General features: G+C 50.5%; 1 protein-coding gene and 1 pseudogene. Both read left to right on the top strand.

Annotation, left to right across the window (positions count from 1 at the left end; genetic code table 11):
* The first annotated feature begins 14 nt into the window (after positions 1-14).
* Positions 15-5822: an SDR family NAD(P)-dependent oxidoreductase gene (locus QP794_RS06945; RefSeq protein WP_285075549.1), complete on the top strand. Its 5808-nt coding sequence runs from the start codon at positions 15-17 to the stop codon at positions 5820-5822.
* 574 nt (positions 5823-6396) lie between these two features.
* Positions 6397-23118, top strand: a pseudogene (locus QP794_RS06950) (SDR family NAD(P)-dependent oxidoreductase); the annotation flags it as partial.
* Positions 23119-23448 lie beyond the last annotated feature (330 nt).

Raw genomic sequence — 23448 nt, forward strand, 5'->3', positions numbered from 1 at the left:
AGGAGGGCGAGATCATGCAAAATTACGAGCAGTTATCCTCATATCACGACTTGTGGAGTTTATTAAACCAAAAGCTGCTGCACGTGTTGATGATGCAGATGGAACGGCTTGGCTATGAATCCTCCATGCCAGGCTCAGTACGCGGCACTTTATTTCCGGAACTGCTGCCTGAATACACACGATGGATCGAGCATACCTATCGCATATTGGAGCGCCAGCCGGCATTCGGTAATTTGGAACGAGACAGAGTAGAGTCTGATTGGGAAGCGCATATAGAAGAGTGGAGTAAGCACCCTGAAATGAAAGCAAGAGTGGAGCTCGCTAACGTGATGATTCGAGCACTGCCCGACATTCTTACAGGTAAACAACCTGCAACGGAACTCATGTTTCCCGCCGGGTCCATGACAAGGGTTGAGGGAATATATAAGCAAAATTCGATTGCAGATCATTTCAATGCCCTACTGGCTGTTGAAGCTGTGCAACTGATCCGGGAATTGTCTATGCGCGGCAATCGCAAGGTACATATCCTTGAAGTTGGCGCCGGAACAGGTGGGACGAGCTCCATGTTGTTTCAAAAGTTTGAGCCTTACCGCCAACATATTCAGGAGTACTGTTATACAGACGTTTCCAAATCTTTTCTTCAGCATGCCAAAAAGCATTATGGCCCACACCATCCCTACCTGACGTACAGCCTGTTCAATATTGAAGAACCCTTGCATTCTCAGGGCCTTGAAGCCGGACGATATGACCTGGTCGTGGCTACCAACGTACTGCACGCTACTCGACAGATCCGCCAATCCCTGCGGAATGCCAAAGCGCTGCTGACAAACAACGGTACATTGCTAATTAACGAAATTATTGAGGATTCCCTGTTTAACCACGTCACGTTTGGGCTGTTATCAGGGTGGTGGTTATATGAGGATGAACAGGTTCGCCTGCCTGGCACTCCGCTGCTGCATCCAGACCATTGGAAAGCGGCGCTGGAACTGGAGGGTTACCACCATGTGCAATTTCCGGCTGCAAATGCTGCAGGACTAGGTCAGCAAATTATAAGGGCTACCAGTGACGGCATTGTCCGGCAGAAACGAGTCTTTACGTCAGGGTCGGATACGCAGTCCACATCAGGAAAGGAAAAATCTATAGAGCAGCAAGAGATATCACCAGCTAAACCAAAGTTCGTTCCAACACTAACGAAGGTCGATATTACAGTGGATGATGGCCAATTAAAACAAGCTTGCAAGAGTTATCTGCAAAAAATAATCGGTGGCATTCTGGATGTTGAGCCAGAGCAGATCGATCCAGCTGAGGCTTTGGAGATGTACGGATTGGATTCGATTCTTATCATTCAGTTGACCGAACAGTTGAATCAGAACATGGGGGAGCATGTGAGCAGCGTGCTCTTTTTTGAATATACAACCCTGGATGCATTGGTAGACTACTTTGTGGATACCCGAAAAGCAGCGCTCATCTCAATGCTCGGGCTACACAATATGCAGCAAGATGCTGAAAATCAAAAGCAGCAAGAGTTACAGACAGAATCGCCAACAGAGACGCAATTTAATATACGTGAATGTTCCATTGAACCCGCTGTTCAGCCTATTAAAATAAACGAACAGCCAAGCCTATCCGATAAAACAGGGGAAGTAGCCATTATCGGGCTTGCCGGACGTTACGCTCAGGCAGATGATATGACTGAATTTTGGAACAATCTGCTTCAAGGCAAAAACAGCATAACCGAAATTCCTTCAGAACGATGGGATTGGCAAACCTTCTATCACTCGGAAAAAGGACGGAAAGGGACGGCCTACAGCAGATGGGGAGGGTTTATCCGCGGCATTTATCACTTTGATCCGCTGTTCTTCCATATCTCCCCCAAAGAGGCTGAACAAATGGACCCTCAGGAGCGGCAGTTTCTGCAAACGGTCTATGCTGCTATTGAGGATTCGGGCTACACCCCCTCGGTTCTTGCCGATTCAGGTACAGTTGGTGTGTATGCAGGTGTTATGAATGGCAACTATCCGACGGGAGCGTCTTATTGGTCTGTGGCCAATCGCGTATCCTACACATTTAACTTCACGGGACCCAGCCTGGCAGTTGATACGGCGTGCTCCTCCTCCTTGACAGCCATTCATCTGGCACTGGAAAGCCTGCGCAGCGGCACCTGTGATCTGGCGATTGCAGGCGGTGTGAATTTGATTGTGGATCCGGTCCATTATGTCAGGTTATCTGAAAAAACAATGCTGTCCCCTGGCAACCAATGCAAGCCCTTTGGAGAGGGCGCCGACGGCTTTGTGGACGGGGAAGGTGTAGGTGCATTGCTCCTCAAGCCACTTCATCTGGCGGAGGCAGACGGAGATTTCATTTATGGCATAATGAAGGGTAGCATGATTAACGCGGCTGGCAAAACCAAAGGCTATACGGTGCCAAATCCAGGCCAGCAGGCGTCAGTGGTGAGCGAAGCCATCACTAGATCCGGAGTGGATGCCCGTACCATTAGTTATATCGAAACTCACGGTACAGGCACTGCTCTTGGTGATCCGATTGAAGTGGAAGGCCTGCGCAGGGCATTTGCGGAGCACACAGACGACCAACAGTTTTGTGCTATTGGCTCGGTCAAGTCGAACATCGGACATGCGGAAAGTGCAGCCGGAATCGCCGGAATCAGCAAAATATTGCTGCAAATGCGTCATGGTCGTCTGGTTCCCTCCTTGCATGCGGAAGATAGCAACGCTAATATCCGGTTCGATCAAACCCCTTTCCGCGTGCAGAAGCAGGCATCCCCATGGGTGCGCCCCCTATTGAATACACCTGAAGGCAAACGAGAATATCCGCGGATTGCGGGCATTTCTTCCTTCGGAGCTGGTGGCGCCAATGCTCATGTCATCATTGAAGAATACAGAACGGATAACAAGCCTGAACAAGGAGCGATAGCAGAGGTGGAACCCTATCTGCCGGTTATGATTATCCTATCCGCCAGAAGCGAGGAACGCCTTCGGATGAAAGTAAGACAGCTTGCGCATGCCATGCGGGAAAATGGCTATACCGACATGCATCTCTCCCGAATCGCCTATACGCTGCAAACCGGAAGAGAAGAAATGGAGAGCCGATGTGCGTTTACGGCTTCCTCTGTGCAAGAGATGCTTGGCAAGTTGGAGGCATATCTCGACGGGGGAACGGCGCATGAACAGATATATATCGGAGACATCGAACCTGAACGGAATCGAGATCGTCTTGAAGACGATGATGATATGCAGGAACTGGTTGCCAGTTGGATACGCAAAAGGAAAGCGGTCCGCCTGCTGGAGCAGTGGGTGCAGGGGATGAAGATCGATTGGCAGCAATGGTACGGAAGGGTGAAGCCGCAGCGTATCAGCTTGCCAGCATATCCCTTCGCAGAAGAACATTATGTAGTATCTTCGTCCTTCTCATCAATCGGTGAACTCGGGGACAAAGCTGCGGACAGCATCGTTCCGGTTCAATCCGATTGGCTGCATCCGCTGCTTCAAAAGAACACCAGTTATCTGGGTAAGCAACGGTTCAGCTCGTTTTTTACCGGTAACGAATCCTTTCTGAGTGATCATCAAGTAAAAGGGTTGAAAATCCTGCCTGGGGCTGCCCATCTGGAAATGGCTGCAGCAGCTCTGCGGCATTCCCTGCGACAGGAAGAACGTGCCAGATACGAGAAAGAAAATGAAGACTATCATATCCGGCTTCAGGATCTGGTATGGATGCATCCCGCATCAGTGGATGAGCAGCCGCTTTCTGTCCATCTTGGATTGCATGCTGAACAGGAGCAACAAGGCTATAAATTTGAAATTACAGGCGATGCGGAGGCTGAGAATCCTTCCATGTTATATAGCCAGGGTTGGGTATCCTTGATTCGTTCCATTCAGGACAAAAGTCAATTTAACCCTGCTGTATGGCATGCGCGTCATGGGAAGGAAGCCGTCTCACCGGATCATTGCTATTTGGCATTTTCCCGTCTGGGCCTGAACTACGGTACCACCCACCGCTGTATCACGCATCTGTATACGGGACAACACAGCGTTCTGGCACGGCTGGAGATGCCAATGACGGCTGCGGGGAACCTGGACGAATACTTGATCCATCCTTCTATGCTGGATTCCGCTTTCCAGACTTGTCTTGCCCTCGCCATGGATTTGCATCAGCAGCCGCTACTCGATCCTGAGCCATGGCTGCCCTATGCACTGAATCAGGCTATAGTTTACAGAGATTGTCCGTCTGTCGTATGGGTCGAGGTTGGATACGCAACAGGAAGTGGTCCGGGACAGCCCATGCCTCGGTATGATCTAGCGCTTTATAGCGAGAGCGGGTGGTCTATTGCCCGGTTGGATGGATTAGCGCTGCGAAAGTGGACGACGGGTTCCATCTCATCCGAAAACGATGCTAAACTGACCATCCTCTCACCGGTGTGGACACTATTGGAGGAGGAAGAGGCCTTAATAGATTCAGATGCCTCCAAATCTGGCGGACATATGACTGAAGGACTTCTGGTTCTCTGTGAAAATGATGCAATACCAGCCAGCCATTCTTGGTCCGCCTTTAGAAAGCTCTCAATTCCAAGACAATTATCTGTTGAACAGATGACGAATAGGCTTGCAGCGGAAGGAGAATGCCGTCATATCCTTTGGTGCTGCTCTACTGAAGCATCAGCCGATCGGATTACGGAAATGAACGAGGAAGAGAAAGGCAACACAACCGAGCTTATGTGTTTGTTCAGAATGGTCAAAAGCCTGCTGAAGCTGGGGTACAGCACCAAAAGCCTTAGCTTGACAATCATTACGACCCATGCACAGGCGCTGATCTTTGATGATATGATCGACCCGGATCAGGCCGCCATCCACGGATTTGTAGGTTCACTTGCCAAGGAATATGCTCATTGGTCAATTCGGGTTATTGATCTTGAACGGGGTGACATCCCCCGAGTGGAAGCGCTGCTTAAGATGGCACCAGACCCTTTTGGCAACGCATATGTCCATCGGGATGAGGAGTGGTATCGTCAGGAATTAGTCCCAGTTGAATACGAACCCGTTCCACAGGCCTCTTACCGGCAGGGAGGGGTCTATTTGGTCATTGGCGGTAGCGGGGGGATTGGCGAAGCCTGGACACGTTATATGATTTTGACGTATCAGGCCCGCGTTGTCTGGGTGGGAAGAAGCCCGATAAGTCCCGATATTCACAGTAAAATCGAAATTCTGGGGCGATTGGGACCCGAGCCAATATATATTCAGGCAGACGCAGCCCAGCCCGGTATGTTGAAACGGGCCTATGAACATGTCATTCAGCAGTTTGGACAAGTAAATGGAATCATTCACTCCGCGCTTGTACTGTCTGATCGCAGTCTGGCCTATATGGACGAAGAGAAATTCAATGATGTGTTGTCCGCCAAAGTGCATATCAGCGAACAAGTGAACGCCCTGATGGACCAACTGCACGAGCTGCCTGATGTTGTAATGTTCTTCTCTTCTTTGAACTCTTTTATGAAATTGCCGGGACAGAGCAACTATGTAGCAGCCTGCTGTTATGCGGATGCGCTGGCATGGCAAATGAACCGAAAATGGCCTGGGCGAATCAAAGTGATTAACTGGGGATATTGGGGCAGCGTAGGCTCCGTCGTTTCAGAGCAAGTTCGCCAGAATATGCTGCAAAAAGGCATGGGCTCCATCGAAGCTGAAGAAGCCAATCCTATGCTGGAATGGTTCCTGGCAGGTTCTCTCCATCAGGCTGCAATAATCAAGATGACATGCCAGCCCGAGATGCTTGTACTGAATGAAGCCAGCAGGTTGACGGTATATCGTTAAACCAAATACACATTGACCGATACGCAAAGGGAGTGTTGTGGAGATGATCGTTACAGAACAGATGGAATCGGTTCAGGAACAGATGAGCAGCATCGACCGACTTCTTATTCGGTTATTATGGGGGCAGTTGCACTCCCTGGGAGGTATGGATAAACATTTTGGGTTTGAAAAAGGGGTTAAACCTTTCTATAACCAATGGCTTACGGAAAGTCGTATACTGTTCACGGAATATGCTCAAGAGCTGCCTGATCAGGCGGATAATCTTACTTCAGAGGTACTTCATTCCTGGATAAAGTCATCCTGGGAAGAGTGGGAGAACCGTCTGCCCACCTGGCTTTCACACCCGGATTTGACTGCATATATAAGGCTAGTTGATTCAACGATTCGTGTGCTTCCAGACATTCTGAGGGGACATACGGTTGCTACGGAGGTGATGTTCCCCGACTCGTCCATGCATATGGTTGAAGGCATCTATAAACATCATGTGATCGCCGATTATTTCAATGCGGTCCTTGCTGAGCAGGCATTGGCAGTTGTCAACCATATCACGTCCGAAATCACAGAACGCAGGAAAGTGCGCATTCTGGAAATTGGTGCCGGAACCGGGGGCACAAGCGAAGTCGTTTTTGAAAAATTAAAGCCGGTGGAGCACAAGGTCCAGGAGTACTGCTACTCCGATATCTCCCGGGCCTTTCTTGTGCATGCCGAACAGCAGTATGGCCCCTCCGTTCCGTATCTGACCTACAGGATCGCCGATCTGAAAATCCCATTTGCCGAGCAGGGCATCGAGCCCGGTGCGTACGACATCATTATCGCGAGCAATGTACTGCACACCACCCGAGATATCAGGGACACTCTTCGGATGATCAAGGCATCGCTTAAAAAGGATGGGCAATTACTGTTAAACGAGATAACGAGCAAAACCGTAATAAATCACTTGACCTTCGGATTACTGGAGGGCTGGTGGCAGTATGCAGATGCAACTGTACGCATTCCAGGCTGTCCGGCTTTATCTCCGGCAAACTGGAAAAAGGTGCTCAAGCGAGAAGGGTATTACTCCATCCAATATCCGGCAGAAGGCGCTGCCCGGTATGGCCAGCAGATTATCGCTGCGAGAAGCGACGGTATCGTCATGAAGGCAAACACCACTGAATCGGTTGACAAAAAAACACATCAAGCTTCTATGCCCGTGGTTAATCATAGCGAACATCACGAGACAGAAGCTTTGCCTCATGCGCAAAGCAACGCCCATCTTCAGATTGTGACCGGAGATCTGGAGGAACAGTTCGTGAAAACAGCAATTCGCGAAAGCATCGCAGAGGATTTGAAGATTAATCAGGCCAAAATTCAGAATAATCGCAGCTTTTCGGACTACGGAGTCGATTCCATCATTGCCGTGCATTTGGTTAATGTGCTTAACCGGAAATGCAATCTGACCTTGCAGACCACGGTGCTGTTCGATTATAACAACGTGGATCGCCTGACGGAACATATTTTGCAGGATTACGGGACGATTATCGGAGCGCTGCTTAAACAAGGCTTGGAAAAGAAACCATCCGTCACAACGGACTTGAACGAGAAGACGTCCGGTTTCCCAGAGATAACAAATATACCTCTCGATACTGAACCCTCGGCAGCAGTCTCTGCTGCGGATAACAAAATTGAAGGAGCAAATCCTTGCTTGAACAGTTCAGCTTCAGGCTCCTATTTTCATCGTGTGGACATTGACATGCCCTCAGAGATTGGCGGTCTTCGGCTCCATCAGGCCCGTATTCAAGCACTGAAGCCGGATGAAGTGCGCATTTCGGTCAGGGCATTTTCCCTGAATTTTGGGGATTTGCTCTGTATTCGCGGACTGTATCCTACCATGCCGCCATATCCGTTCACGCCGGGCTTTGAGGCTGCGGGCATCGTGGTCGAAACAGGAACGGATGTAACGTCGGTAAAATCCGGCGACGAGGTCGTATTTTATGCAGATGCATCGCTTGGTGCGCATTCAACCGCGATTACGTGCAAAGCAGAGCAGGTATTCGCCAAGCCTCATCCGCTCACTTATGAAGAAGCCTGCTCGTTGCCAGTGGTAGCCATGACCGTTATTGCCGCCTTCCGCAAAGCCAATATTCAGCGGGGGGAACGGGTTTTGATTCAAACGGCAACCGGTGGAGTGGGGCTTGTGGCAGTTCAGCTTGCCCGTCATCTTGGAGCCGAAATCTTTGCTACAGCCAGTATGCAGCACAAGCTGGACTATTTGCGTGAAATGGGCGTCAAGCATGTGATCAACTATGCGACAACGGACTTTGAACAGGAAATACAGCGAAGGACGAATGGGGAAGGGGTACATGTCATTCTAAATACCCTGTCCGGCGATGCAATGCAAAAAGGATTAAATTGCCTCGCGCGCAATGGAAGATATATTGAAATCGCCATGACCGCCCTCAAAAGCGCCCATGCGGTCAACCTGTCCGGACTGAATCACAATCAGACCCTGTACAGTCTGGATCTGCGCAAGCTGGGCATGGAAGAGCCTGAACTGCTGGAGGATTACCGCCAAGAGATGATGAGGTGGGTTGAACAAGGAGTAATCCGCCCTCAGATCGGTCAGACGTTTCCCATGGACAGACTCCAGGAAGCCTATCGCTGCTTGGATCAAAGGGGAAATATCGGCAAGATTGTCGTAACCGTTCCGGAATATTTGCGCTATCAGCCTAACGCTGCTGCGAATCAATCCGGCGGTCATGTCGATGTCAGCGCCCATGGCCTGATTGCCACCGCAAGTTCTGGAAGCGCCCACGAAGTGAAGACACCCCATGAGCCGGTGGCTATCATTGGCATGAGTGGTCGATTCGCCGGTTCACGTGATGTAGCGGAATTGTGGCGGCATCTGGAGAACGGAGACGATCTGATTCAGCGCGAGCAGCGCTGGAATCTGGCTGAATATTATGGAGCGGACGCATCCTATTGCGACCAGGGCAGCTTTTTGGATAATATTCGTGCATTTGACCCGCTTTTTTTTAACATTTCAGGACAGGAAGCGGCCTACATGGACCCGCAGCAGCGCATTTTTCTGGAAGAAGCCTGGAGAACTTTGGAGGACGGTGGTTATGCCGGAGCCTCCATGCAGGGCCGGAAATGCGGTGTATACGTCGGCTGTACAGAGATGGATTATGGTCATTTAATAGGAGAGAAGCCTCCGGCACAGTCGTTCTGGGGAAAAGCCGGGTCTATCATTCCGGCAAGAATCGCCTATTATCTCGACTTGAAAGGCCCTGCCATCGCCGTGGATACCGCCTGCTCCAGTTCCCTGGTGGCCATTCATCTGGCTTGTCAGTCGCTGTGGGCGAAGGAAACGGATATGGCGCTTGCCGGTGGGGTATTTATCCAATCGACCTCCCAGTTTTTCCTGGATGCCAACCGGGCGGGTATGCTCTCATCCACCGGAAGATGTTACACCTTTGATGAACGGGCAGACGGGTTTGTTCCGGGAGAAGGAGCTGGAGCGGTTCTGCTGAAACGACTTAGTGATGCCGTCCGTGATGGAGATCATATCTATGGAGTTATTCGGGGGACAGGAATCAATCAGGATGGTGCTACCAACGGAATTACCGCGCCAAGCGCCAAATCCCAGACCGCTCTGGAAAAGCAGGTGTATGAACGCTTTCACATTGATCCGGCAGGCATTCAGATGGTGGAGGCGCATGGAACGGGAACGCGGCTTGGGGACCCTATTGAATTTCAGGCGCTGACCCAAGCGTTCTCATCCTATACGGATCAAAAGCAGTACTGTGCACTCGGCTCTATCAAAACCAATATTGGACATCTGGCTACCGCAGCGGGCATTGCCGGATTGATCAAAATTCTGTTATCGCTACAGTACAAGCGTATCCCGGCCTCGCTGCATATGAAAAAAGGAAATCCCAACATTTCGTTCAGCAACACTCCCTTTTATGTAAATACGGAGACCAAAGCATGGGTGCCGGACAAAGGCAAGGTGCGCAGAGCCGCCATCAGTTCCTTTGGCTTTAGCGGGACTAACGCCCACATGGTCATAGAGGAAGCACCTGTGCAGCCGGAACCAACGCAAGATGATCTGCGTCCCGGATATTTGATTGCACTGTCAGCCCGAACGGCAGATCAACTCCGTCAGCAGGCTGAGCGGCTTATGGCCTATTGCAAGGAGCACCCCGCCACGGCAATTGCACATATGAGCTATACCTTGCTTGAAGGCAGATCACATTTGGCGCATCGCCTGATCTGTATTGCGCGCAACGGGCCGCAGGTTGTTGAACTTTTATACCAGTGGCTTGCGAAAGGTGGAGCGGAGACAGCGGTTTACAGTGGAAACGTCAATCGGAACGAACAGCGTGGCAGCGCCTCGTTGAAGCGATATGCGGCAGAATGTGTGCGGCAATGCAGAGAAACGGATGATTCGTCGATTTATCTGGAACATTTGTCAGCCCTCTGCGAAATGTATGTACAGGGACACGACATTGGCTTCAATGAGCTGTTTCCATCCTCTGCAAGGCGTGTGCCGCTCCCGACTTACCCGTTTGCCGGGGACGACTATTGGGTATCTGCACGGCAAGATGACCGGGGCTCAGCGAAACTGAGAACTTCTGAATATCCTGCCGGGACTGTACTTCATCCGCTGGTTCACAGCAATACTTCGAGCATTCGGCAACCGCAATATTCATCCGTGTTCAACGGTGAAGAGTTCTTTTTCAAGGACCATCTGGTTAAGGGGATGAAAGTACTTCCGGGTGTGGCTCATTTGGAATGGGTACGCTTTGCAGCAGAAAGCGCCTGGGGCAGTCATTCAAAATCTCGGATGATTCGCTTGAAAAATGTGATCTGGTCTGCTCCGTTAATCCTGGACGATGCTTCATCTTCTTTTGCCATCCGTTTTCGCTCTGTTGAGCAGTCCGGAGAAGAAAAAGAGGATGAAACTTTGCATTTTGAAATTTGTCAGGATCAAGGGACCAGCAGTGGGCATCGGCAGCTGTACAGTCAGGGACAGGTGACTCTTGCTGATCTTCCAGGCCCGACGTGGCTGGATATTCAAACCGAGCTGGAGACTTGTGAACCCAGTCCGATTGATGCAGCAGCCTTTTACGAAGCTTCCGCACAGACCGGGATTAGACTTGGGCCACGCTTGCAGGGACTAAAATCCGTGTATCTCGGCGCTGATCGAGTCATTGCACTACTCTCGCTTCCGCAATCCGTAGCGGATGCCAGTGAGCCCTATGTTCTGCACCCCAGCATGATGGACTCGGCGCTTCAAGTCACCATCGGATACCTGCTGGGTATTGTGACAGACCAGGCTGCAGCTGGCAGACCAGCACTTCCGTTTGCGCTGGAGCAATTGGACATACTGGCACCATGTACAGATCATATGTTGGTGATTGCCCAATACGGTACAGGAAGCGGCCGGAACAGCAAAGTTCACAAACTGGATGTGGATCTGTACGACATGGACGGAAACCGATGTATCCGTATGACTGGATTTACACCGCGTGTGCTGGAGGGGGAACTCCCTGCTTTGGAAGAGAGGGCCGTACGTTCAATGGTGATGGTGCCGGAATGGACACCACTGGACATTCCTTCACAACAGGTAGCGACTCGATACAGCAAGCATTTGATCCTGATTTCGACTGGTTTTGAAAATCGGATCAATTCCTTGCGCGAATCATTTCCGGATGCCCGCTGCGAACGACTTGGAAGAGAATTAACTGCAACCGTAATGCATTCCAAGCAAGATCCTGAATGGCTGCATCCACTGGCGCAGTCTTATTCTGACGCTGCATCTCACTTGCTTGAAGAAATCAGACAGATTGTGAATTCGGGAATCGGAAGTTCACTCATTCAGATTGTTGTTCCTGATGAAGGTGAAGATCAATTGCTCACAGGTCTTGCCGGCATGCTAATGACAGCCTCCCGAGAGCATCACCAGTTAACCTGTCAACTCATTCAAGTTCATGCTGCTGTCCCAACAGAAGAACTGAACAACATACTGGCGGCAGAGGGTCAGTCTTCCCAGGATAGCTTTGCCCGTTATCCGGTTCCCGGCATGAGACAGACGAGGGTATGGCATGAGTTGACTGAACACGACGGGGACAACGTTTTGCCCTGGAGAGATGGTGGGCTTTATCTGATCACCGGTGGATGTGGAGGGCTTGGATTGGCCTTGACACAGGTACTTGTGAATCAGGTCAGAGATGCAACGATTCTGTTGAATGGCCGATCGACACCTGACTCTGAACAACGCTTTCAGCTTCAGCAGCTTCAAATCAACGGAAACCACATACACTACAGGACTGCGGATGTCACGTCTCGCGAGGAAGTTCACAAGCTGGTACAGGATATTCAGTCCGATTACGGCGAGCTGAACGGTATTGTTCACGCAGCGGGTTTGCTAAAGGATCGTGCTCTGCAGGATAAAGATCCGGAGGAGCTGCAATCTGTCCTGTCTCCCAAAGTGGACGGAACGATTTGGTTAGATGAAGCAACCGCTCATATGTCGCTCGATTTTTTCACCCTATTCTCTTCGTTGGCTGCTGTGACGGGCAACCAGGGGCAAGGGGATTATGCCTGCGCGAACGCCTTTATGGATGCCTACGCCGCGTATCGTAATGGCATGGTCAGGAGCGGCCAGCGAAACGGCAATACAGTGGCGATCAACTGGCCGCTCTGGAGGGACGGAGGCATGCAGCCGGGAGAATCATCGCTGCAGAGAATCCGCAGCCAATGGGGTATGCTGCCGATGGATACACCGATGGGATTCGGACTGCTCAGCATCGCCATGAACAGCAGCGCATCCCAAGTACTGGCTTTTTACGGCCAAACGGACATTTTTTTGTCAAAACTTATGCCCATCCCTAAAATTTCGACGAATCAGGAAGCATCACGCCATGATTCCTCAGTTCCTTTCATATCCAATTCGTCTCCTGCGACCCAAAGGGAAATCTCTCAGCCGGGAGAACAAATACTGCCGGTCGGGGATGAACGGAAACAGCTGCTGGCATCGAAGGTACAGGACGCTTTAATGGGACATATGTCTGAATTATTACAGGTACATCGGGTTGACATCTACCCGGATGTGGAATTTGGCGAATATGGATTTGATTCCATTTCGTTTACCGATTTTGCCGGAATGCTGAATGAACAATATAGCCTTCAACTTACACCTACCGTGTTCTTTGAGCACTCAACCGTGCGTTCCTTAAGCAGCTACCTAGTGACAACCTATCCTGAACACTGGAATGAATTCCTGCCGAAAATGGACGTAATCAGCCATAAGCTCAGTACTGATTCTGCTTATCCACGAACAGAAACGGAAAGCATCGCGATGCGTCCGGGCAACCAGAAAGAAAATCATTCGGGCCCCGAGCAGAGTGGGGAAAAAGGGTCTTCAATGCCTTTGCCGGAGCAGAAGGAAACGTACACCTTAACCGATTCCGTTGCTCCAAGCGTATTGGAACCCGTCGCCATCATAGGCATGAGCGGCAGATTCCCCATGGCGGACAGCATCGATGATTTATGGGACAACCTGCTTCAAGGACGGGATTGTATATCGGAGATTCCGCCGGATCGGTGGGACTGGAAAGACTATTATGGTGATCCTGAGCAGGCTCACAACAAAACCAATATTAAGTGGGGCGGATTCATGGAGGGTGTTGCCGAATTCGATCCTGCTTTTTTTGGCATTTCCCCGCGCGAAGCGGAACTGATGGACCCGCAGCAGCGGCTTCTTATGATGTATGCATGGAGAGCCATTGAAGATGCGGGCTATGCTCCACAGAGCCTGTCCGGGACCAACATGGGTATTTTCGTTGGCACCGCGAGCAGTGGTTATCATCGCTTGTTGGCACAGGCGGACACGGTAATTGAGGGTTATACATCCACAGGACATGTGTCTTCCGTAGGACCAAACCGGATGAGCTTTTTCCTGAATGTGCATGGACCTAGCGAACCGGTGGAAACGGCATGCTCCAGTTCACTGGTGGCACTTCACCGGGCTGTGCAAGCGATACGCAACGGAGACTGCGATACCGCTGTGGTGGGTGGAGTCAATACCATTTTGGACCCGGACTATCACATTAGCTTCAACAAAGCGGGAATGCTGAGCCAGGATGGGCGATGTAAAACGTTCTCCGACGAGGTTAACGGATATGTGCGCGGGGAAGGCGTTGGCATGATTTTTCTGAAGGGAAAACGGGCAGCCGAGCGGGCAGGTGATCACATTTATGGCTTGATCCGTGCTACAGACCAGAATCACGGTGGTCGAGCCGCATCGCTAACGGCGCCGAATCCACGAGCTCAGGCGGATCTGATCAAGTCCGTTTACTCCAAGGCTGGTGTAAATCCATCCACCATAGGCTACATTGAAGCTCACGGAACCGGTACACCATTGGGTGACCCCATCGAAATCAACGGCTTGAAAACTGCATTTCAGGAAATGCAGGCAGATAACGAACCAACTCCCCTGCCATCCGGATTTTGCGGTCTGGGGTCAATCAAAACCAATATTGGGCATCTCGAGCTTGCTGCAGGCGTTGCCGGAGTTATCAAAGTTCTTCTGCAAATGAAATACAGGACACTGGTAAAGACAGTCCATTATCAGAGATCTAACCCTTATATACATCTGGAAGGCAGCCCTTTCTACATTATTGATGAAAATAGGGAATGGGAGGCATTCAGGGACCCTGCGGGCAAGGAGTTGCCAAGGCGTGCAGGTGTCAGCTCATTTGGGTTCGGAGGCGTAAATGCCCATGTGCTGCTTGAGGAGTATGTCCCGGAACATCAGGCCGTTGATCGGGAAATGAATGACGGTTCCGATCGCGTTAGATCCATGACGGATGCTGTTCCTGTACCTATTGTTTTGTCGGCCAGAACGGAAGAAAGCCTTCTTGAACAGGCTAGACAATTGCTAGCTGCGTTGCAGTCCGGCCGGTATGAGGATCACCAATTGACCGAAATGGCCCACACGCTCCAGACAGGACGAACAGCGATGGAGGAGCGCCTTGCATTTATGGCAGGCTCCATTCTTGAAGTGAAGGAACGGCTGGAAGGCTATATTCTGAATCCACAATCGCCCGGAAAGATGTATCGTGGAAAAGTGAAACCGCACAGAGCAACACTTGCTGCATTAGCAGATGATGCGGATATGAAAGAAACGGTGAAAAACTGGCTTCGCAAACGTAAGTACGAGCAACTGCTCGATCTGTGGGTCAAGGGGCTGGAGGTTCCATGGTCCGAAGGTTACCGTGGAAGGAAGCCGCAGCGGATCAGTCTGCCTACGTATCCCTTTGCCAAAGAACGTTACTGGGTACCTGGAGCCAAAACAGGGAAAACCGACGCGCACAGTCTAACATCGGTTCTTCATCCGCTTCTCCAACGGAACACATCCGATTTGAGGGGCATTCGTTTCAGTTCGCAGTGGAGTGGCCAGGAATTTTTCCTGAAGGATCATGTCATTCAAAACCGGAAAATCTTGCCCGGGGCCGCCTATCTCGAGATGGCAAGGGCCGCAGCGGAACAGCTCATTCCGAATTTGTCTCTTCAGGATAACGTCATAGTGCTTCGGGACATCCATTGGACTACACCGCTAGGCATGGAGCTCCATTCGGACACAGGGGAGATGCTTCTGACGCATCTGGGAGTGACTCCACTGGATAAGGACCAGGTTCATTACGAAATTTACAGCGGCGGCGATCCGCAGGTAAATGAACCCTCCGAGCGGATCATACATCATATGGGCACTCTATTCACCCGGAAAGTAGATGCTTACCCAACGATGGATCTGGAGACCCTGCTTTTGCAGTGCGGTCATCAAACGATGATGGCTTTTGAATGTTACCAATATTTCGAGCAGGCAGGCCTGAACTACGGACCTGGTCATCAGGGAATCCAGAGCCTGCATATCGGGCATGAGCAGGTGATTGCACAATTAAAATTGCCTGCATCTCTGAAGTCCGCGGTGAACGAGTATGTTCTGCATCCGGCGCTAGTGGATTCGGCTATTCAGGCTTGTATCGGATTGCCGGAATTCAGGGAAGGAGGCGTTACTCCCTTTGCCCTGGAGCAGGCTGTAATCTACCGGAGCTGTCCAGATTCCGTCTGGGCATGGGTGAGGCATTGTCCTGAACAAGATGCATCCCGCACGGTCAGCAGAGTGGACATCGATCTGTATGATGAGCAGGGAGTGGCTGTTTTGGAATTAAAAGGGCTAACCCTTCTGCATGGTCCGAATCGCGGGGGATTTCAAGACAACAAACACAAGGATGTCATCTCAGAGCGGATACAGCAGTTGTTGCCACAGATGCAAGTATCAGGAGCGATGACTTATGCGCCCGATTGGAGAGAAGTACCGTCCGGTTCAGCTTCAATCGAGCTTGCGCCCATGCGTTTGGATGGTCAGGGGATGCTTATTGGAGGAACGTCGGAGCAACAGGTCACTGTAAAGCAGTGGTATCCCAACCTGAGACATGTTGAGGCCCTGCCGGGGACGCAGGCTGAAATGCTGGAGAGACAATTGAAGCAATATGGCGTAATCAGCCATCTGGTTTGGATCGTCCCCCCATCCCAAGCCGTGCACGGACCCGAAGATACACCTAACTTGATGGCAGAGCAGGAAGAAGGCTTGTATCAAGCGTTTCTGATCATCAAAAGCTTGCTGAATCAGGGCTATGGAGCTCGCAAGCTGGAACTCACCATCGTGACCCAAAGGGCAAGCAGCGTGCTGCCGGGTGAAGTCCATTGGCCTGCACACGCTGGAATTGGGGGGCTTATTGGATCTCTTGCCAAGGAAATGTCCGATTGGAGGGTCTGTCACCTTGACGTGGATGATGTCGATGGCATCCACATGCACCCTGAACACCATTTTCCCGGAATATGGGACGGAAATACGAGAGCCTGGAGGAACGAAAAAAGGTATGAGAACATTCTTCTGAATGTCTGTCCTGTGGGTAATTCCCAAGAAGCGTTTAGGGCAGAAGGTGTCTATGTCGTCATTGGCGGAGCTGGCGGCATTGGGGAGATGTGGAGTGAATATATGATTCGTCGCTACGGAGCCCGGCTTATCTGGATTGGCCGGAGGAAAGTCGATGAACGCATTGAAGCCTCGTGCAAACGCCTAGGCGCGTATGGTATACCTCCGCTGTATATCTCTGCGGACGCATCAGAAAAGGATAGCTTGCAGAAAGCGTACCACCAAATCAAACAGATTACGCCCGTCATTCACGGGGTGGTTCACGCAGCTGTTGGCCTGATGGATCACAGTTTGACGCAGATGACACTGGATCATTTCCGAGATGTAATGTCTGCCAAGCTGAATGCCGGCGTGAACATGATAAATATGTTTGGACAGGATTCACTGGATTTTATGCTGTTCTTCTCTTCCATGAGTTCCTTTACCAAACCAGCAGGGCAAGCCGGGTATGCTGCAGGTTGTGCTTTTGTTGATGGCATGGCAGCTATAGCGCAGTCCTGGAATTTCCCCGTAAAAGTGATGAATTGGGGCTATTGGGGAGAGACAGGAATAGCGGGTCAAGTGCCCGCGGCCTTTAAGCAAAGACTGAATCAGTCAGGAATCGGGACCATTCATCCTGAAGATGCGATGCAAGCGTTGGAGCTGCTGATGGCAGGCGGCAGAGATCAATTGGCATTTATCCAGACGAATAAACCCGGTGCAGTGGACGGCGTATCATCTGATCTTGTACTCGTTGCAGCGCCAGCAGCGAGACAGATCAGATCCAGCCATTTAATGAGCCGAATCCCAGATCGTCAGCTCATTGTGGAGTCCATCCAACAGAAATGGAGCGCCTTTAATCATGAATTTGAGAACGTGCTGGCCCGACTGCTGGCCATTCAATTGCAAGAATTGCTTTCAGGCAGTCATTCAAACAGCCCTATCAAAATCTATGAGCGCTGGATGGAAAAGAGTAAAGTATGGTTACTGCAGCATTCTTTGTCGGTACAAGGGCTTACGGCCGATTCCGCTTGGGCGGAGTGGAGTAAGGGGATGAAGCGATGGCTGCTGGACTCGGATTTTGCATCCCAAGTACGGCTGGCCGACCAGATGATCCGCCACCTGCCGGAGATGATCAGAGGAGAACGGGCAGCCACCGATGTCATGTTTCCCGACGGATCGATGCATATGGTAGAGGACATTTATAAAAACAACTCGGCCGCAGACTATTTTAACGGGATGCTCGCCGATACGGCTGCAGCATATATGGTGGAGAGGCTCGAAGCCAATCCGGACGCCAAGCTGCGCATTCTTGAAATTGGCGCCGGGACGGGAGGTACTACCCAAAAAGTGCTGGAGAGTTTAAAACCGTATTCTGCCTCTATTGCCGAATATGCGTATACGGACATCTCCAAAGCATTCCTGCTGCACGGCGAACAGGCATATGGTGTAGACCACCCTTATCTGAAATACATCCTGCTGGACATTGATAAGCCTCCAGTTGAGCAATTAATGGATTTGGGAGGGTATGATCTGGTGATAGCTGCCAATGTTCTTCATGCTACACGTAACATTCAGCGCACCATGGAGCATGTGCATTATCTGTTGAAACGAAATGGCTTGTTGCTGCTGAATGAGCTGACCCGCAGTTCGCTTTTTAGTCACCTGACCTTTGGGCTGCTGGAGGGGTGGTGGCTGTATGAAGATGAAGATATTCGGATCAAAGGTTCACCTATCCTTCACCAGCAGCAATGGTGTCAAATATTGCGGCAAACCGGATTTGGACAGGCCATTATGCCTGCGGAACAAGGCAACAGCCTTGGACAGCAGATCATCGCTGCATTCAGCGATGGTTACATCCTGCAGCCAGTACAAACCTCTGAATTTATAGCAGATCATGGCAAGCTCAGTTCTACAGGTACATCATCCGCGAAAATGGAAGATACGAAGGTGAAGCCGGATCAAATATGGCAGGCCAGCCTGACATTTTTCAAACGTTTGGTCGGGGAAGTCATCAAAATGGAACCTGAACTCATCGATGAATCCGAACCACTGGAAGCCTACGGCATTGATTCCATTCTGATTGTTCAACTGACCAATCGACTGCGTAAACATTTTGACGGGATAAATACCACGTTGTTTTTTGAACATAAAACGCTTGCGGCATTGATTCATCATTTTATGAAACAGCATGAAGTGCAGTTAATTGCTGCCGTTCTACCGGATAAGCCTGAGAATGAAATGTTGCAAGATGTAAGCTTGCATCATCAACAACCCGTATCCGAAGCGAAAAAGGCGGTCCTCGAACCTGTCTTAAGCCCGGCAGAGCCTGTACAGATTACAGCATCACGAACAGATTCAACCGCTTATGAACCGATAGCCATCATCGGAATCAGCGGACGGTACCCGCAGGCAGACAACCTGGAACAGTTTTGGGACAACCTGATCACAGGTAAGGACTGTATCTCGGAAATCCCGGAGGAGCGCTGGGCATTGGAAGGATTCTATCACCCGGATCGCAAGGAAGCGGCACGCAAGGGCAAAAGCTACAGCAAATGGGGCGGGTTCGTAGAGGGATACGCGGATTTCGACCCGCTGTTCTTTCAGCTTTCCCCGCGGGAGGTCATGAACATGGACCCGCAGGAGAGGCTCTTTCTGCAAACGGTATGGGAAGCCCTTGAAGATTCGGGCTATACAAGAGAACAAATGGATCGCCAGTATAGCGGTAAAGTCGGTGTATTTGCCGGTATCACCAAAAATGGCTTTAATTTGTATGGCCCACCACTGTGGAATGAAGGTGGAGAATGGTTTCCGCAAACCTCTTTCAGTTCGGTTGCAAACCGGGTTTCGTATTTGCTGAACCTTCATGGGCCCAGTATACCAGTGGATACGATGTGCTCCTCCTCTTTGACGGCCATTCATGAAGCATGTGAAAGCATTCGCCGCGGTGAGTGTGAGGCTGCCATTGCAGGAGGGGTAAACCTTTATCTGCACCCTTCAAGCTACGTAGCGCTGTGTGCCCAGCAGATGCTGGCGAGTGACGGGAAATGTAAAAGCTTTGCGGAGGAGGCGGATGGATTCGTACCTGGTGAAGGAGTCGGGGTAGTCATCCTGAAACGCCTGTCTAAGGCTGTTGAGGATGGCGATCAGATTCATGCCGTAATCCGAGGAACTCATATTAACCATGGGGGTAAAACGAACGGATATATGGTGCCGAATCCGGCAGCACAGGGGGACTTGATTCGGGAAGCACTCGACAAAGCAGGAATTGATGCCCGCTGGATCAGCTATATCGAAGCCCATGGAACCGGAACCCGACTGGGAGATCCGATTGAAATTGCAGGGCTTGCGCGTGCATTCCGTCTGGATACGCTGGATAAGGAGTATTGCTCCATAGGGTCATTGAAAAGCAACGTTGGGCATATGGAATCGGCTGCTGGAATCGGAGGACTCACCAAGATAATTCTTCAGCTCAAACATGGTCAGATTGCTCCAAGCCTGCACGCAGGAGTACTAAACCGTGAAATTGCCTTTCATGACACTCCGTTTATAGTTCAACAGTCCGCGAGTGAGTGGGTTAGGCCCACGGTTGAGGTGGATGGACAAATGAAAGAAATCCCTCGGATTGCCGGGGTATCCTCCTTTGGCGCCGGGGGTGCGAACGCTCATGTCATTGTTGAGGAATACATTCCTGTTCAAGCGCCTGTTTCCATAACAGCGCCTTCTTCTTACAGGACTCAGCGCCAACCGGGACGACCAGTCCTAGTGGTGTTGTCCGCCCGAAATGAAGAGAAGCTGCTTGCTGTAGCGGAAAAATTACTTCAGTTCATTCAGCGTCATAACGTGGAAGATCAGATGCTAGAGAAATTGGCCTATACGCTTCAAACAGGTAGAGAGGCGATGGAAGAACGTTTGGCTTTTGCGGCAACCGACATAAAGGAACTGTCTGCTACACTCTGCTCGATTCTGGCCAGTCAATTGAAGCCGCTCCCTCCCGGTGTATACAGAGGAAGAGTCAACCGAAGCTCCTATACGCCCTTGGATACGGATTTAGAGGGGAGAGAGGTCCCTACGGGAGATATTAGACAGGCCGTGACTAGTGGTAACGTGAACAGTGTACTGGACATGTGGGTTTCTGGTGTCAAGCTGGACTGGCAGCAGATATACGGTACTGAAACACCAGGAAAAATGAGTCTGCCCACCTATCCATTCGAACGTGAAAAATACTGGCTGCCTGCTGCGGAGAGGTTGTTGCATCAGTCATCAAGCACTGACCAAAACGCAGACAAGGCAGCTTCAGAACGTGAATCTGTGCTTCATCCGATGCTGCACCACAATACATCCCTATTATCGGAGCAGCGCTTTTCCTCCCGGTTCAATGGTGAGGAGCATTTTCTGTCGGATCACCGGGTCGGGCAGCATCGAGTGCTGCCGGGAGTCGCCTATTTGGAAATGGCTCGCGAGGCAGTTGATCGGTCCATTGTACACACTCATGCAGAATCCGAAGTGATGGTATTGGAAAATATTATTTGGGGCAGAGCGATGGTATGCAGTTCTCCTGCAAGCGACGTGCATATTCGTTTGTACGCGGAAGAACAGGGAGAAATTCAGTATGAAGTATACACACTTGATCATTCTGCCGAGCTGCTGCACAGTCAGGGCTCAGCGTTTCTGACATCGGCGGGCTCAGAAGCCCGTCTGAATCTGCATAAGCTACGCCAGGAGTGCATCCAATATTGGACAGCGGCTGAATGTTATCAGGCCTTTGAAGGAATGGGACTGAATTATGGCTTAACGATGCAAGGGATAGAGGCCGTTTACACGGGGGAAAACACGGTGCTTGCAAAACTTGTTCTTCCTGATCAGGCTAAGGGCTCAGCTAATCCATATGTTATTCATCCGTCCATGGCAGATGCTGCGCTGCAATCCGCGATTGGATTGTTGCTTGCCGAAGCTGGGCCATTCTCTGATGAAGTTCAATCGAATTCAAGTCCGCTGCTGCCTTTTGCACTGGATCGTGTGGTGATTCGACGTCCCTGCGTACCCGTAATGTGGGCATATGTTCGTTATAGCGACGGGCACAAGCCTTCCGACTCCCTACAAAAACTGGACATTGAGCTTTATGATGAAGATGGAAACGTATGTATTCAATTTGAAGGGTTTACCAGCAAACCATTGAAGGGAGAGATTCACATGGAAAGATCGTCATTTCCAACCGAATCACAGACATTGATGTTTGCAAACGAATGGAAGGAGCAGGAGGCCGTCGTTGTCCCTGAGCTTGTGTACAGCCGTCATATCGTCATGTTATCCGAACCCTGGACAGAACTGGAGCACTTGATTACTGCCGAGCTTCCAGACGTAAAATGTCTTACCCTTGACACAGTGCCTATGGATCGAACCGGCGATTCCGGCGGGATGGATAAAGCATACCCCGCTATTGTCCTAAAGGCCTATCGTTTTGTACAAGAATTACTGAAATCCAAACCGGAAGGTCCTGTTCTGATTCAACTACTCATTGCAAACCGGGAACATTACAGACTGTTCGGTGGATTGTCCGCATTGCTAAAAACAGCCGAATTGGAAAATCCAAAAATCATTATTCAAATCATTGAATCTGAATATCCCTCAAGTCCCGGACGGATGGTTCACATGTTAACGGAAAGCAGCCTGAGCGCAGGTGACACGCATATCCGGTATCTTAACGATAAAAGGTCCACGTCTTCATGGAAAGAACTGGGTATCCCAAATACTTCATCGTCAGTGTATCTGCCTTGGAAGGATCAAGGCGTATATCTGATTACAGGCGGTCTTGGAGCAATCGGTTATATGATTGCAGAGCACATTGCTGAACAGTCGGAACAGCCGACGATTATTCTTACGGGACGTTCCGAACTGGATGACTCCGATCAACATCGTCTGGCACAACTGGAGCAGAAGGGAGCACGGATTGTCTACCGGCGTTCGGATGTTTCAAACAGGAAAGATGTCGATGCGCTGATGCTTGAAATCATTCAAAAATACGGAATGCTGAATGGAATTATCCATAGTGCGGGTCTGATTCGAGACAACTATATGATTCGTAAAACCCTTGACGATATCGAGAAAGTGCTGGCACCAAAAGTAGCCGGAACAGTGAATCTGGATGAAGCGAGTCAGCATGTCAAGCTGGACTTTTTTGTCTTGTTCTCTTCGCTCGCCGGAGTGCATGGCAATGTGGGTCAGGCCGATTATGCGGCGGCAAATGCGTTTATGGACGAATATTCCAGATACCGTAATGAAAGAGTTCAGCAGGGCGAGCGCTATGGATTTACACTGGCAATCAATTGGCCTTTATGGGAAGAAGGCGGGATGGATATGGATGAACAGACCATGCAGAACATGGAGCGTATATCGGGCATGGTACCCTTGGCGCGTGAAAGCGCAATGTTAGCTCTTCAACAGGCGTTGCAGGAAAAAAAGTCGCCTATAGTAGTCATGCATGGGGAGCCTGAGCAAATGCGAACCTTTATGGGGGTTTCCGGAAGAGGGCCTCACATGAATCCGATTCCCCAGAGCAGCCGTGTCAACGAAGGGGAATACCTTCAATTGGTAGACAAAATCCGCAGTGGAGAATGTACCCTTGATCAGCTTATACATCTTAGATAAACCTGTACGATCCCG

It is taken from the genome of Paenibacillus sp. UMB7766-LJ446, from assembly GCF_030226665.1.
Taxonomy (GTDB): Bacteria; Bacillota; Bacilli; order Paenibacillales; family Paenibacillaceae; genus Paenibacillus; species Paenibacillus vandeheii.